4 protein-coding genes are annotated in these 18030 nt (G+C 38.1%); all 4 read right to left on the reverse strand.

Features of this window, described 5'->3' with window-relative positions; all coding sequences use genetic code 11:
• Window positions 1-37 precede the first annotated feature (37 nt).
• The 4 genes from ACDX78_RS09360 to ACDX78_RS09375 all read right to left on the reverse strand — a co-directional run bounded on the left by ACDX78_RS09360 (window position 38) and on the right by ACDX78_RS09375 (window position 18012).
• The gene (locus tag ACDX78_RS09360; protein ID WP_486027272.1) at window positions 38-8578 is read right to left on the reverse strand and encodes an amino acid adenylation domain-containing protein; all 8541 of its coding nucleotides are present in this window, start codon (window positions 8576-8578) and stop codon (window positions 38-40) included.
• 119 nt (window positions 8579-8697) lie between these two features.
• Window positions 8698-11040, reverse strand: coding sequence for an ABC transporter permease (locus ACDX78_RS09365; RefSeq protein WP_486027274.1), 2343 nt, complete (start codon window positions 11038-11040; stop codon window positions 8698-8700).
• Window positions 11040-11714: an ABC transporter ATP-binding protein gene (locus ACDX78_RS09370; protein WP_486027337.1), complete on the reverse strand. Its 675-nt coding sequence runs from the start codon at window positions 11712-11714 to the stop codon at window positions 11040-11042. Before ACDX78_RS09370 ends, ACDX78_RS09365 begins: the two co-directional genes overlap by 1 nt.
• A gap of 574 nt (window positions 11715-12288) precedes the next feature.
• The gene (locus ACDX78_RS09375; RefSeq protein WP_486027276.1) at window positions 12289-18012 is read right to left on the reverse strand and encodes an SDR family NAD(P)-dependent oxidoreductase; all 5724 of its coding nucleotides are present in this window, start codon (window positions 18010-18012) and stop codon (window positions 12289-12291) included.
• Window positions 18013-18030 lie beyond the last annotated feature (18 nt).

Here is an 18030-nt window from a genome sequence, read left to right on the forward strand (position 1 = left end):
CCTTCCCTCCCTGTCCTGCTATTTGCTATCCATTTTCTTATCTGGCGTCTCTTGGCAGTTTTTTTATATTTACTTCTTCTAATTCATTCCAGTAAGCAAACTGATTTGTTATCGTATGGGAATCGGCATATTCATTCAATTTTTCCGACCATTCCTTATAGGATGCAGTTTTCTTCCCAAACGTAATTTCTTCCCCATTCATTGCCTGGGCATAACCACTTTCCAAATCTTCCAATAGAATTTCCCATGATCTATCGTCTATGAGCAAAGAATGGATAGCTATAAAGAAATAATCTCCCGTTGCTGTTTTAAATAAACCCAATTTAACCAATGGTCCTGCATCAAGGCTGATACTATCCTGGATTTCGTTACATTTATCCAACATTTCTTCATAGCTTGAATCGTTGTATACATGCAAATCATATAGATTACCTTCCTGCCCCCGGTTAATTTGCATAATTTTTTCTCCATACGACTTATACGCCATCCTTAATGCATCATGGTGGACCATTACGTTGTCAAACACCTTTTTGATTGAATCAAGCTGAATCCCATCTTCTGTATATAAGACCACGGACTGAGATAAGCTGTACTGCTTTAATTCCCCGTCAAGATAGCTTAGCTGAATTGGTGTGAGGTTTACTTTTCCTGTTACAGTTTCTTGACTGTGCTTGTTTTTGGATACAAAAACTTTGGCCAATTCCTTGATTGTCGGATGATCGTAAACCTTTTCGACATCCAAATCAAAACATGCAGACTTCAATCTCGAAACCAGCTGAAGGGCTTTTATCGAGTCCCCGCCCAAGCTGAAGAAATCATCATTTATCCCTACCCGCTTTACACGTAAAACCTTCATCCATATATCCAGCAACATTTCTTCCGTTTCATTTTGAGGTGCTTCATATATTACTCCCGTCTCTATTTTCCCTGATGGATCCGGCAAAGAAAGCCTGTCTATTTTTCCATTTAACGTTTGCGGCAGTTTTTCCAGTTGTATAAAATGCGCTGGCATCATATAGTCCGGCAAGGCCTTGGCAACTAGTTCCCTTAATTCTTTAAGCAGTATTTTCTCATTGAAAACGACATAGGCACATAAACGTTTATCTTCTTGACCGATGTCCTTATCAATTACTACGGCTTCTTTTATTCGCTCATCTTTCAGCAGCTGGTTTTCTATTTCTCCCAGTTCTATTCGATGACCTCTTATTTTCACCTGATTATCCATTCTGCCTAAAAATTGAATATTACCGTCTTCTGTCCATCTGGCTAAATCACCCGTCCGATACATACGCTCGCCAGGTATAAATGGATTTTCTTCAAATTTTTCAGAGGTTAGTTCTTCCTTATTAAAATAACCCCTTCCCACTGCCTCCCCCGATATATAAAGTTCGCCCGGCACCCCTAACGGGAGGATGGCTTTATTGTTGCTCAGTATTAATGCCCTGCAATTGGAAAGCGGTTTTCCAATGGTAATTGTGCTGTCATTTAATTCTTTCATCGTAGCCCAGATCGTAGCTTCTGTAGGACCATACATGTTATAGATTTTGGCATTCGTTATTTTTCTCACTTCATCATATACTTTATAAGGCAGTTCCTCGCCGCCGATTAATATTGTCCTTAAGCTTTGAAGATGGCTGCCATTAATATCATCATTCTTTATAGAGTCAATAACCATCTTCATTCTTGATGGAGTAATTTGAAGAATGTTTATTTTATTTCTATAGATAAAGGCTTTTAAATGGAGTAAGTCTTTTTGCTCTTTGTTGTTCAAAAGGTAGATTTCCATACCTTTTGTAATAGGAACAAATAACTCAAATCCAAAAATATCAAAACTGAACGTAGTCATGCATAAAACACGGTCCGTTTCATCTATATCCATTTTACTGGTTACCGCATGTACAAAACTGGTTACATTCCTGTGTTCAATCATGACACCTTTTGGCTTTCCAGTTGATCCGGATGTATAAATAAGGTAAGCCATATTATCAGGATATATGACAATATCGAGATTTTCCTTCTCTCTATTCTCCAGATTCTCCTCGTCCATACATATTTGCTGAATGGAGAAATCAAATTTTTCGTGTAATGATTTTTGAGTCAGTAAGATGCTGCAGCCGCTATCTGTAAGCATATAACGAATTCTCTCTGCCGGATAATCCGCATCAATTGGCAAATAGGCTCCTCCGGCTTTTAATACCCCCAAAATTCCAATCATCATATCCAAGGATCTGTTTACCATGATCCCTATAATTGATTCTGTACCTGCTCCTTTCTCCTTCAGTAGCCTTGCCAGCTGATTGGCTTTCTCATTTAATTCCCGGTAGCTCATATGATTATTTTCAAAAACAATTGCTGTTTTATCTGGTGTCTTTTCCGCCTGTGCTTCAAACAGTTGACAAATTGTCCTCGTTTCAGGCTCCAAAAGTTCGGCATCGGCATTGAACTCATGAAGCAATGTGTCCTTCTCTGCGGCGTCGATTAATTCAATCTCTTCAAGCTTCATTTGATTATTTTCATCGTGCTGTAATATCTCTAAAATATTATTAAAGTATTGTCCCCACCTCTTCATCGTTTCTTCTTTGAACTGGCCGGTTTTATACGTCAAACTGATGTCAAACGCACCATTCTCTTCAAGTACTTCCATTGTAAAATCAAAATCTGAAAACTGTGTTTTAAAGTCATGAGCACTTATTTCCAAGTCGTCAATTTTTAGTGACCTTTGATCTGTTTTTTCATATATAAACATCGTGTTGATTAAAGCGTCTTTATGACTTATATCTTCATTAATTTGGCTGATTAGATCATGGTATGGGTAATTAAGATGTGGATAGGATTCCAAGCTGTTTTGCTTTACCTCCATGATCAATTCCTTGAGATTTTTTTTATCCTTAAGAGAATTTCTCAATACAATCGTATTCGTGAACATCCCTATACTATTATCAAACGATCCTCCACCCCTATTTGAGGCTGGTGTTCCTATTAAAATATCTTCACTGCCTGAAAGTTTTTTGAGCAAAATATTACATGCAGTAACTAACAGCATAAATACAGAACATTGATGTTTACCGGCTGCTTTTTTCAGGCGATTAACCACATTGGAAGACACTTTTTCTTTAACCGTTGCGACAAAGAAATCCCCTTCCTTATTAGGTGGAAAATCAGCAGGCAGCTGTAATACATTTCTCGCTCCGGATAATTTATCAAGCCAATATTTTTTATCCCTTTCCATTTCATGAGAATCGGAATACTTTTTTTCCCATTCAATAAAATCCCTGTATTGATGCCTTACAGGTGGCAAACTCTGACCTCTAAACAATTGGATTATTTCTTGTACAAATATATTCATTGAAATTCCGTCTGCTATGGTATGGTGAAAATGAAAGATTAATAACCCCGCGCTATCTCCGTCTTCTATTACTGTAATTCTAAAAAGCGGTGCTGTACTTAAGTCAAAAGATGTGACAGCTTTCTGTATCAACGCATCAGCATTCTCGCCGTTCATTTTCATTTTCTTTATGTTAAATTCAACATGCTGCAAAACTTCCTGTTTAAACCGGCCATCTTCTACATAGAATTGTGTTCTTAAGCTTTCATGGCGATGCATGATTTCAGAAATAGTTCTTTCCAATTTAGGGATATCAAGTTCTCCAGTAAATTTTAATGCGGAAACGATGGTATTTGGATCGTCCTCGCTGACTATGCTTTGGGCATATAAACCTTTTTGCATATTAGACATTGGATAAACCTGTGGATGACTTGTTTCTTCAGGTGTGATAATGTCTGATTCCTTCTGTGGAGGCAATTCTCCAAAATACCCTGCTTGTCTCATTTCCTCCACGGTTCGTTTAATTGCCGAAATAATTGCATCTATATCTTCCTCTGTATGTTCCGTTGAAAAGAAACAGTTTCTTCCTTCCCAAATATAAATTCCTTTTTCAAGTAATCCATAAAAGAATATTTCAAAATCTCCCTGAAAAACAAACCGAAATAAAGAACCAAAATGAACTACTCTCATCGGTATATGATTTTTTTCAAAGTAAGCATTTATGTGTTCAGCAAAACGGTCTGTTTTACCATTAAGCTCCGCATACATATGGTCTTTATTTTTCTTTATATGCGTTAGTGTCGCTGCTGCTGCAGCCATAGCCATAGGATGATGTGAAAAAGTTCCGGCAACAAAAGTTCTTTTATTTTCGCGAGGTGGAACCGACTGATCTCCATATTGCCACATTCCGCCGTCTATACTGTCTAAATATTTCGCTTTGCCGGATACAATGCCTATGGGCATTCCGCCCCCAGCTACCTTTCCATAAGTTACGATATCTGCTTTAATTCCGAAGTATTCCTGAGCTCCTCCCGGCGCAATACGGAATCCGGTAATTATTTCATCAAACATCAATGCAATGTCAAATTCCTCCGTTAGATCCCTTAACTTCAGAAGGAAATCACGAGGCTGAATATCGGGTTTTCTGCTTTGGACTGTCTCAACCAATACGCCGGCTATATCATCAGCATTATTTTTAATAAAATTCAATGCATGTTCATCATCATATTGCAGAACGAGAAGGTCACTGACCATACTATCCATAATCCCGGGTGCCAGCGGAATGGAAACTGGATTTCCTTCCTCATTATAAGAAGGTAAGCCCAGCAAACCATCATAAGTTCCATGATAAGAGCCTGCAAAAACAACAATTTTTTTCCTTCCTGTAGCAGCTCGGGCTATTCTAGCAGCTACCATGTTGGCTTCCGTCCCTGAGTTATAAAAAGCAACTCTTTCTACACCTGTAAGTTCATTTATTTTTTCAGCGACTGTTCCTGCCAGTCTTCCCATTGGTCCTAAAGGCATTCCGTTATTCAATTCTGCTTTTAAGGCTTTATTGATAAAATCCGGATTATGGCCAAACAAATTCACACCAAACCCCATCGTTAAATCAAGCAGGCTGTTACCGTCTATATCACGGATTCGGGAACCCAATCCTTTTTCAGCTACAATCTGGTATATCATTTCCTTAAATACTGGCCTGAATCCAGCTACATTTCTGTTATTTGCATATACACTTCTGTAGTGTTGTGTCGCTTCCTTCGATTTAGCAGAAAGATTTATATACTTCTTCTCCACATTTTTTATGTATGTTAACTTTAGATCATCTAATCGCGTTGTCTCTTCAATATTGGTCTTTTTAAAGGGAACATAGCTGGTTTTATCAGTGTTTTTTTGTTTGCTCGTATTTAAATTTTTTGTGGGCGCTGACGTTTTTTTCTGTCCATTCTGATAATTCCTCTTATCAATTGTTACCTGTCCGCTTGATCCCGTCATATTTTTGATAATCTCAAGCTGTCTATCCATTATTTGAATCTGTTTATTGAATACATCCTGTATAGTGTCCATATTGTCAAGTGGAGCATTCTCTAAGCTGCTATTCATTGCATGTGCTGTCTGGGCTTCTTCATCTTCCTCATCTATAACAACTGTAGCTTCGGGAGTCACTTTTGTGTCTGTCTCCTCGGAAATAATTAAAGTGGTGTCTGTATGGTCAAAGATATATCCTGCAATCTTCTCAACCGTATCCAGCTCCGCAAAAAAATCATTTAAAGATATATCCAAGTTATATTTACTGTGGATTTGTTTATTTAGAGATACTAAAACTAATGAGTCAAAGCCCAGCTCAAATAAATTCAAATCATCTTCTATTTCATCATTTTCCAGCCATGTCAGCATTTGAATCATTTTTTTAATCTCTGATTTCAGCTTTTCTTTTTCCTCTGTCGGGTCTGTCTGTTCATGTTGAGGCATTTCATCTGTTTTATTTAATGGTATCTTTTGTTTTTCCTGTGGCTGGGTTAAATTTTCCATACTATTCACCTCGCGCCAAAGTTTTTTCTTTTGGAATGGATAATTCGGAATTTCCACCTTTTTATTTACGTAAGTGTCATGAAAAGAATTCCAGTCAATATCAAACCCTTTTACATATAGCTTGGAAATGGAGTCAAATAGTTGTTCATATCCTCTTAATCCCTTCCTTAGTGAAGGAAGAAACATGGCTTCTTCATCATCGATACATTGATTTGCCAGTCCGCTCAGTGTGGCATCTCCACCAATTTCAATGAATACCTCTACTCCAAGCCTTCTTGCTTCCAAAATAGCACGATGAAAGTTTACACTTTTTGAAAGATGCTCCACCCAATAACTTTTATTACCCAAATAATCAGTATTCTCTAACTTCCCGCTGATAGTTGATATCATATCAACATGAAGATCAGCAAATAATATGTCACCTATACTGCTGCTGTAAACATCCTCATACTTTTTCATCATTGGAGAATGATACGGGTGCGCAATATTTAGTTGATTAATAAAAACTCTATGCTTCGATTGTATTGCAGAAACAACCATATCCACTTCCTGACTTGGACCGGATATAGTAACATTCTCAGGTGCATTGACAGCAGCTATGGAAACGTTATTACAACCACTTTCCTTAATAGCGTTCTGTACATTTTCCTCATTTGTAAGAATTCCAAGCATTTTCCCTTCAATATCAATTGATTCCATCATTTTTCCGCGCTGACCAATCATTCTGACTGCATCATTGAAGCTTATTAGCCCGGCACAACATGCAGCAGTATACTCTCCAATGCTGTGCCCAACCACAACATTAGGCTTAACGCCCAGTTTTTCCCAGAGTTTTGTCAATGCATACTCAACTGAAAATATGATGGGCTGGGAATAAATAGGGGTGTTGATCAGTTCCGTATCATCACTAAAAATCCCATCCAATATCGATATATCAAGCATTTTATTAAATTCTTTATTACATATATCCAATGTTTCCTTGAACGGTTTTGACGTCAGGTAAAGGTCTTCTGCCATGTTTTTATATACAGAGCCTTGACCGGTAAATATAAAGGCAGTTTTGGCGTTATTTTTTTTACCTTTTGTTGATAAAATGCCTTGTGGGTTATTTAGAGCATGCTCCATCTTATCCACAAACGCTTCTCTTGTTTTTCCAATGACAGCGAATCTGTGATTCAGAAATGATCTACTTACATTCGTAGTATAAGCAATATCCCCAATATTTTTCTCTTCATTTAAAAGAAACTTTTTCATTGAACCCAAATAATCTCTTAGTGCATTTTCATTTTTAGCCGATAACGTCATGATATGTTCCGGCAGTATATCCTGCTTCTCTTCTATATAAATTTCAGGAGGTTCTTCAATAATTGCATTTGCTAATGTTCCGCTAAAGCCAAATGAATTAATCCCTGCTCTTCTCACATTGCCAGTTTCCGGCCAGTCAGTCATTTGGCTGACTACTTTTGTTTTATTCCAGTTAATATTCTGATTGGGATTGTGAAATTGAATACTTGCCGGTATCTTTTTCTTCTCGATTGCCATGATAACCTTAATAAGGCTTGCCATGCCTGAGGCAGCCTCCAAATGGCCGAGATTTGACTTCACAGAACCTATTAACAGCTTGTCCTTCTTATTTTTAATAACTTCTGAAATGGACTCTACTTCTATCAAATCACCTAAGGGCGTTCCGGCACCATGAGTCTCTACATAGTCTAGATCCTCACCTGTTAACCCTGCGTTGGATAATGCCTGCCTCATAACTTTTTGCTGGGAAAGACCATTGGGGGCAGTATATCCATTTGATTTCCCGTCCTGTCCTAATGCAACACTCCTTACTAAAGCTTTAACATCATCAGCAGCATCCATTGCATCTCCCATTCGCTTTAAAACAATGACACCGCATCCTTCTCCTCTTCCAAACCCATCTGCTGCCTCATCAAACGGTTTGCATCTGCCATCTTTGGAGAGACCACTATATTTGGATAGTCCAACGAACGATTCAGGGGACAGCAATAAATTCGCACCACCGACAATAGCCATATCACATTGATGATTCCTCAAACTTTCAAAAGCAGCGTTTAAAGCTGCAATAGATGAAGAGCAAGCAGTATCATTGGTTACAGCAGGTCCGGTAAAGTCATAATAATATGATATTCTGCCTGCAGCAGAACTAAGCGAGACTCCTGTTGTAGAATACGGTGTAATATCAGAAGTATTTCCTGAGAACAATTCTGCATTTGCGTACTCAAATGAATTTATTCCAATAAATACACCGGTTCTGCTTCCTTTTAACTTCTCGATATTCAATCCTGCGTTCTCCATAGCTTCCCAGCTGACTTCCAATAATAGTCTGTGCTGCGGATCAATAGAGCTTGCTTCCAGTGCCGTTAACCTAAAATGGGTATTGTCGAATGTTTTTATATCCTCCTTTAAAAAGGAGCCATATTGGGTGATCATCTTCCCCTCATCTTCCGGATTTTCACTATAATATTTTTTATAGTCAAATCTGTCTTCTTTTATTTTTGTTACAGTATCCATGCTATTCTCAAGCACTTTCCAAAAGCCATCCGGATCAACAGCCTCGCCGGGAAAGCGGCATGAATATCCAATTACGGCAATAGACTCTTTATTTTTTTGTTCATTTATTTCACTGGAAAGATCTTCTATTTTTTTTGCAGCCTTTTTCAGGGCAATTTTATACTTATCAACCTGTTCTCCCATAATCTCATCCCCAATCCTTAAAGAGGTAGTCAAAAAGTCCGGTAAAAATTAAACAAACAATTAAATTGTTAAATACATTGCCAGAAGGTTTATTCCACCTGACAAAAGTTTAAATAATCCTACTCCACGCTCTTCAGCGATTCAATCATATCAATTTTTTTAATTCTTCGTCTGAGCAGCAGATTCGATATGATCGTTAATGCAAATGTCAGTAAGACTGCAATCCCAATTGTAACCAAACCAAGGTTTTCAGGAATCTGCTGATTGGAACTGGATAATGCCTGAACAACCAAACCGTATGCGAAACCACTGATTGGCAAAGCGATAATGACTGCAATCAACGTCAAAATGATATTTTCAACAAAAATAATACTGTTAATCCTATTCTTTTGATAACCCAGCACCTTCAATGTAGCAAGCTCACGTGTGCGCTCGTAAATATTAATGGAGGAAATGGTATACATTGCCCCAAAAGATAATATAACCGCACAAAGAATGAATATGATAAACACCGGATTATTCTGTTCAATGATATTATCAACTGATTGTTCAATATCACTCTTATCAGAAATCCTGTCAACAGCAGGGTCCTGTTCAAAATCACTTTGAACACTGTCCGTATTTGCACCACTATTCACTTGAACCAATAAGGAAGACGGATTGTAATCAGCACCAAGGCTGCTGAGATACTCCGGTGTAGTGTAAAAGGACGGATTTGTATACTGCGTCGATATTTTGGCTACGTTAATATCGAGTTCCTGTCCTTGGTGTTCAGGACCAATTAATTTAATTTTTATCGTGTCTCCTTCTGAAATTTCATATATATCGGCATAAGATTTCGGCACCAGCACGCCCGTATCATCTAATGCAATATTGTTATTCTGATCATCGAAGAATTGAATTAAATTATTTTCTTTTTCCGTAACAACCAAAGATGCATTGTTCTCATCCGTGAAATCTACAAACTCGACAGGAATGGTATCCAATGCAAAATAGTTGTCAACATCCGGCGGCAGGTTTACAGTTTCAGGTGATATCTCCTCTTTATAATCCACTCTAAAATCGTATTTATAAACCTTATTAATCTGTGAAGCAATAGTTTGCATAGAACTCTCAAAACCAAAAGCTGTAATTAATAGAATCACACATACAATTACTCCAACAGAACTTGCCAAGGCTTTCTTTTTGTTCAGAAAAATATTTCGCAGAATCAGTTTATTTCCATAGGATAGTTTTTTCCAGAGACCAGGAATTCTTTCCACTAAAATCTTTTTCATTTTCTTTGGCGGCTTTGGTCTTAATGCCTGTGCTGTTCGTTCTTTTAATATACTTCTTCCACTTAGAAAGCAGGCAATGATCCCGAAAACGACAGAAACGATAATTGACGGGAATATCGTATAATACGAAACAGACAAATTAAAATTCGGCAGGGAATAGGTTTGTTCGATTACTGAATTAAGTACATTAACAAGTGTTGCAGCAGTAATTAACCAACCTGCGATAGAGCCGACAATACCTACCAAAATAGGGTATCCCATATAATGCAGTAAAATCTTACTGTCTTTAATTCCCAATGCTTTCATAATACCGATTTGATTTCTTTGGGAATCAATAAGCCTTGACATGGTAAGAAAAATAATAACGGCAGCAACCATAAATAGGATTAGTGGAGCAACTGTGCTCATCAATCCGTTATTACTAATGGTTACATTTATAGCAGAATAACTGACCGCTCTTTCTTTATTTACCAGGTACAGGTAAGGAAGTGCTTCTGAGTAATCTTCAATGGCATTGCTGATTTGATTCGTATCATATGCTTCTTGTGCATCTACAATTAATTCATTGTAATAAAAACTGCCTGCAATTTCTTCTATTCGATCTTCATGGATATAGGCTAAGCCATAAGTATTGTGGTCCGGCAGAACAAGGGATGGGTCCTCAATATTAAATGCATGCTCCACATTTTCTCCGAACCCGCTAATGATAAAATCAAAACTTCCATCATCTGTATTAATGGTGATCATATCACCAACTGCATAATCATGAGCTTCCCCATAGCGGGAATCCAACATGATCTCTTCTTCACTGGATGGCGTGTTGCCACTCGTTACAGCAATGGTGTTGATCTGGTTATCCTGCGGTATGCTATGTATTTTCAAGGATGCACGATATCCATCAAAATTCTGACTCGCATCAAACGTATATCTGCCTTCAATATTATTGATCCCCTCGATATCTTGCATCGGAGCTATTTCGCTTTCCGTAATTTCACTGTAATGGACGTTGAAATCTGCTAAATTATGTTCATCAAAATAATTTTCGGTATAGTCACTAAGATCACTGCTTATTGTAACCAATCCGGCATAAAAAAAAGCGCCCACCGCAATAACTAAAATTATTGCTAAAAACTGCCCCTTGGACTCTTTTATATCCCTTAGTAGTTTTAAACTTAATTTCTTCACTACCACTCAATCCCCTCTATACTCTGTGTTACTTCATTGGTAGTTACTTCCTCTATTTTTCCGCTTTTCACTTTGATAACCCGATCAGCAATAGGGGAAATAGCAGCATTATGTGTAATGATGACAATACATTTTTGGGTTTCCTTATTTAAATCCTGTAAAAGTTTCAATACTGATTTACTAGTTTTATAGTCCAGCGCACCGGTTGGTTCATCACAAAGTAACAGTAAAGGATTTTTTGCAACGGCTCTTGCTATTGCAACTCTTTGCTGTTCCCCGCCGGAAAGCTGCGATGGAAAGTTATCCTTGCGTTCATCAAGCCCGACGTTGTTTAATATTTCATTTGCATCTAAATGGTCTTCGCACACTTCAGAAGCAAATTCCACATTTTCAAGTGCAGTTAGATTGGGAATCAAATTATAAAATTGGAACACAAAACCTACATCTTCCGCACGAAATGCCGTTAATTTTTTTTCATCATATTCGGTAATATTATTGTCATGGACAAACACGTCTCCTGAAGTAGCTGTGTCCATGCCGCCAAGGATATTTAAAATAGTACTTTTACCGGCACCGCTTGCTCCCAGAATGACAACGAGTTCTCCTTCGTAAATGGAAAAATCAACACCATCTAAGGCTTTGATGGTCATCTCACCCATTTCATATTCTTTCATTACACTGTCGAACCCTATTAATTTCTTTTTCACTTGAGCATCTCCCCGAATATTGGTTTCGCTACTGTTCACGCTTGTAGCTTTATTTTGTAAATCCTGATTCAATTTCACCTTTATACTCATATTCCTCAGATCCTTTTTTAGCAGCTATGACTTTCTCCATTAAAGCTTGCACTCCAGCGTATAAGCCAAGTTTTCTAATGTACCTGCTTAAGTCACTGTTATATTTAAGAAGGGACTTTCGATTTTTTAACAGAAAGTACTTTTTCTTTTTTGGCTAATTCATTTAACACATGTGTATTTATCTTTGTGATATATATGTATATCCGGGAATCCCCAAAGGAAGTATAAAGGTCCGCGGCTAACAGACATAAGATTCACTTAAATTTCAAATACTGTAAATCTGGTTCATCTAATTTCATGCACCGCTAAACGGGCGCTTCTGCTTTTTTCCTCAGTCAGGTGTGGGGTTTCCCTAATCATGATTCAAATGGAGCAATACCAGAAATTAAAGCATCGTTCAGAATCACTCCATACGAATCATTTTTAATTATGATTATTTCATGCAGTTTTTTCAGTCAGTCAAAGAATTAATTTCGAGCAATAAATCGTCCACAGAGTCACTTTTATCCAATCCTTTTTCCTTGTCAACATCATCTTCTGTAAATATCTGCTTTAAAATATACTCAGTCATACTTACTAGCGTCGGGTAGTTATAGAAAGCTGACACATCAATCTCAAAATCCGTTAATTTGCTGATTTCCGTTTTCATGGAAAAAATCATTAACGAATCCGCACCCTGTTCCGTAATTGGAATATCCACCTGAATCGTTTCACCATCAGCATATCCCATTACCTTTGATATGACAGGCTTTAATCTTGTCAGTAAAAATTCATGCCTTTCTTCCCTTTCCAACGTCTTTAACTCGGATGAAATACTTATTGTTCGTGTTTCTTTACTTTTGTTCACATTCATATTATTTACAGCTACTTTTGATAGAAAATTTGATACTTCCCGGTTATCTGTTTTTTCATCGAGGAGATCCCAATCCATATCAGCTGCAACAACACTTGGTGCATCCACACTGAGTAATTTTTCAATTAGCTTTTCACAGCGTTCAGCCGGCAGCGCATAAATGCCTCTTTCTGCAACTCTTCCAAGGTTTTCCTGGTCTTTTGCAGCCATGCCAATATCTGCCCATGGCCCCCAGCAAATGGATAGTCCCGGTAACCCCATGCTTTTTCTATAGTGAGCCAATGTATTCAGAAAATAATTGGCAGCTGCATAATTAGACTGACCAATATTTCCAATTTCTGACGTAATGGAGGACATCATCATAAAGAAATCCAGCGGATACTCGGAAAATGCCTTGTGCAGATTTATCGCTCCCAATGTTTTTCCGGAAAACACTTTTTCAAAGCTCTCCCAATCCTGATCTGCAATCATCTTGTCGCTTAGTGCGCCAGCTGCATGTATCACTCCTTTAATTGGTGGCAAGGAAGCTTCTGTTAAATCATCCACTTCAAATGTTTTGCTTATATCTACATTTTTCACTATGACGTTCGCATTCTCTTTCTTCCATTGCTCTATTTTTTTCGAAGCTTCTTCGTTTGGTCCGTTTCGGGAAAGAAGAACAAGATGCTTTGCACCGTTATTTATTAAAAACGCTGCATAAGCCAAACCTATGCCTCCCGTACCTCCGCTAATGACATAAGAAGCATCGGGATGAACAGCAATTGCTTCCTTGTTTTTATCCATCTCATATGTCTCAAGCCTCGGTACCAGGCGCCTTTTATTTTCGAGCAATACAACCTGTTCATTGCCGGTATCCATTAACTCCGCTATAAGACTGTCCATGTTCTGATCTTCATGATCTGCACAATAATCTACAATTCCTCCCCAAAGTGCCGGATATTCCAAACGAATTACTTTCGCAAATCCCCACAGCATTGATTGCATAATATCGATATTTTCTTCAGACAGACCTAGCGCATTTTGAGTAATAATCCACAGCTGAAGCACATCAGCGGCTTGCATTTCGCTCATTGCCTGGATGATGTGCAATACATCCGAATTGGATTTTTCCACCGATTGGATTAATGACTTCTCCGTGGTGCTGTCTACATCCCCGATATTGTTCGGGGGAATATACAAGAGTTTATACGTTTTTCCTGCGTCTTTGTTAATCAGCATTTTTAGCAGATGCTTCATTTCCTCCTTACTGTTTAGATTGCTCAACTCTTCCGCCGAGATGATGGTACTGTCGTATCCTTGAACACCTAAACGGTCATACATTGCATCAGCTAACAATTTATTTCCGGACAGTATAATATAATGCAGTTTTTTATCTTCAGAAACGTGCACTGATTCTTTACCCTTGGATTCTTCCCACTGTACATCATAAAGCAAATTGCTGACGCCTATATCAAAGTCTTTTAAAATAGCGGTACGGTCTGTTGTTATAGCAAGGAAATTTTTTAACTCCAATACTATTTCGCCTTTTTCATTATAAACTTCAAGGTTGCCCAGAATCCCGTCTTTTTGGGAATTTTCAGCTTCAACATGGCACCACAACGACTTTGCTTCCCTGTAGTAATAAATTACTTTGCCGATGGAAATAGGTATTGCTGTCATAAAATTATAGTTTTCTGTGTCGGCGTTCATTTTTACACTTAATTCGGACACTGCAAAGAGTGACTGTAAAATTGAATCTACTGTACCCGGATAGATTTCATATTTCTCATCCACAGGCGAGTCATCCCAAGGATCAATTCGGCAAACGCCGCAATGATCATTGTTCCACACCTTACTTATTCTGGTAAAACCACTACCTAAATTAAATCCGAATTTTTCCATGACATCATACACTGTATACGCTGCCTGGTTCTCAGGATACATATTTTCCAAATCAGCAATAGCAGCTGTTTTATCTTCATTTGTTTTATTTTTTAATTCTTTGAGTGTTCCTTTACAATGCTCACTCCAATTTCCCTTCATTGTTTCTGCTTCTTCCGTGCTCATCACATTGAAGTCAATCGCGTCAGGTTCAGTATTCTCAAATACATACTGAACAGTTCGCTGGTCATCTTTTCCAGTAATTAAGGGTTTGTGAAATTCGATATTTTCCATCGATAATGGCTGATCTCCCCTAAAATCTTTTGCCTTGGAGAACAGCATGGATAAGTGAGCAGCTGCAGGTGCAATGGCATAATCAAAAATAATATGCTCTTTCATAAAGTAAGGATAGTTACTATTAAACGTATTTTGATAAATGAACGTATCCTTTAACAATGGTGTGACTATTTTTTGACCCAGAATGCTTCCACTTGAAATTACATTTTTTTCCATCTGGTGGTTTGGTTTCAGCCAATAAGATTTCTTATCATAGGCATAGGTTGGCAATTCGACTTTGCTGCGATTATCATCGTAAAGATTTCTCCATTTAACCGGAAACCCTTGACAGTATAGTTCTCCAACAGAAGTGTAAAGCTGTTTCAAATTGTTTGTTTTTCTATCCATAGAGGATAAGATTAACGATTCATCGCCCAGTGCCATTTTTGCCAGCAGACTTAACACTTTTGCAGCACCGATCTCCAGGCAAATAATGTTTTCTTTCTCCTTCAAACATTCCATACCCTGATGGAAATTAACGGTATCTGTAATATGATCCGACCAATAATCAGCATCCAGAATTTCTTTTTCCTTGACTGTACGTCCGAGTTTTGTGGAAATGAATTCAACCTGACTTTCCTTAAATGCAACAGAGGCAGCGGTATCTCTAAACTCATCAACAATTGGCAGCATCATCTGAGAATGAAAGGCATGGGAAACATGCAATGGTTTGGCTTCTACCTTTCTTTGTTTTGCCTTAGCAGTAATACTTTCTATTGCTTCCTTCTCCCCGGATACAACTATATTGCTCTTTGCATTAATCACGGCTATGGATACTTGGGTCTCATATCCTTTAATTAGCTCCTCTGCAACTTCTTTTTCTGCAAAAATAGATGTCATGCTTCCACCAGGCATAGAAGACATTAAAGATGAGCGTTTAGCCAAAAGCTTTACTGCATTATCCAATGTCATGATTCCTGTTCTAACTGCTGCAGCATATTCCCCGATACTGTGGCCAATTACGATATCCGGCCTAATATTCAGGCTTTCCCATAATTGATCCAGCGCATATTCAATACTGAAAATCAATGGTTGAGCAAAAAAAGTGTTCGCAATATAGTTATCATCAAAAGAACCGCTATAAATAAGCTCGGATAATGATTCTTTTAAATATGGCAAAAATAGCTCGCTGCACTCATTAAAAGCATCACGGAACACCTTGAATTTTGTGTAAAGCTCCTTGCCCATGCCAATATACTGAGACCCTTGACCGGTATACAAAAATACGAGCTTAGGCAAACCAATTTCATCCGCAGTCTCTATAACACTTTCTGAATGCCGATTATTTATATAAGCGTCTAAATTCTGCATCAAATCATTTCTGCTGTCTCCGGTAATCACTGCTCGCTTACTAAAGTCACTTTTATATGAATTATTGGTATATGTTATATTTGCCAAGGAAGTCTGCTGATTATTTTTTATGAAATCCAAGCTGTTAACCCCATTAGACTTCACTGCATTCCCTGTTTTTCCGGTTAATTTTAAAATATAGGCAGGATCAGTGTCTGTCTGAGCTTCTGTCTTTTCCTCTGCTTTATTATCTGGTTCTGTTAATATAATGTGCGCATTTGAACCACCAAATCCAAATCCGTTTATTCCGGCTCTTTTCACGGGATCTTTCCACTTCATATTTTCATTAACCACTTTTATGGCGCTTTTTTCCCAATCTATAAATGAATTTGGTGTGTTGTAGTTCAGATTAGCAGGCAATGCAGCATGCTTGAAAGACAACAGCACCTTTATAATGCTGGCGATACCGGCAGCTGCTTCCAGGTGTCCAATATTTGATTTTACAGAACCGATTTTTAATGGTTTCTCATTACTTCTTAAATTGCCATAGCTGTTTATCACTGCATTTACTTCAATCGGATCTCCCAATTTTGTGCCGGTTCCATGCATTTCTATGTATCCTATATCCTGTTCACTGAGCCCGGCTTCTTTTAACGCCTTATTCATTAACTTTTCCTGGGAAGCTCCATTAGGTGCGGTTAAGCCGTTGCTTTTTCCATCCTGATTGACAGCAGTACCGGATACAACGCCCAATATAGGATCTTTGTCTGCCTTTGCCTCCTCTGTACGTTTAAGAATAAGGACCCCGCCGCCTTCTGATCGGCTGTAGCCATCTGCTGCATCATCAAAGCTTTTACTATGCCCATCAACTGAAATGGCTTCTATTTTCGAAAAGCATACATGTACAGCCGGGGAAATCATTAAATTAACTCCTGCCACAACAGCTATATCAACTTCATGGTTTTGCAGTGCCTTACTTGCGATGTGGAGTGCTGTCAGAGATGATGAACAAGCAGTATCTACACTCATACTGGGACCTTCAAAACCAAATGTATAAGATATCCTCCCGCAAGCAGTGCTAAATGTTGTTCCGGTTAACGAATAGGCATCAATCTTATTTACGTCACCTGATTTATAATGTGCTAAAGAATACTCTTCTCCAGCCATGCCGACATATACTCCAGTGTTGCTTCCTTTATATTCATTAATATCCATACCTGCAGATTCAAATGCTTCCCAAGTTAATTCCAGCAGCAGGCGCTGTTGCGGATCCAGTGATTGAGCTTCCTTTGGTGAAATATTAAAAAATGGTGCATCAAACTCATCTACCGGCACATTGAGAAATCCGCCTTTTTTTGTGTACATCTTTCCTGGTTCTTTTTTATTTTCACTATAATATTCATTTATATCCCATCTGCTTTCAGGAATGGTTGAGATGCCGTCCCTATTTTCCATGAGATTATCCCAATATTGTTCAGGATTATTTGCTCCGCTGGGAAACCTGCAGCTCATGCCTACAATTCCCACAGTGTCCTTAGTATTTGTTTGTTGATTAGCTTCTTCCCATTCATCCGCTTTCCCTGTTTCCTCCAGCATTGAATATATATATTCTGCATAGGAATGTATGGTCGTATTTTCAAACACCGAAGTGACCGGAATTTCAACGTTAAACTCCTTCGACATCTTTTTAATAAAAAAGGGAATATCTAGTGATTCCAGCCCTAACTCGATAAACGGAAGGTCATACTTAACGGAATCTGCATCTAAAATATCCTTGATAATATCCGCAATACTGTCAGCAAGTTCTGCTTTTCGAATTGAAAATTCTTTATTCATTTTCTTTAATACCCCTCC

Source organism: Virgibacillus oceani, from assembly GCF_041521345.1.
Taxonomy (GTDB): domain Bacteria; phylum Bacillota; class Bacilli; order Bacillales; family Amphibacillaceae; genus Virgibacillus_N; species Virgibacillus_N oceani_A.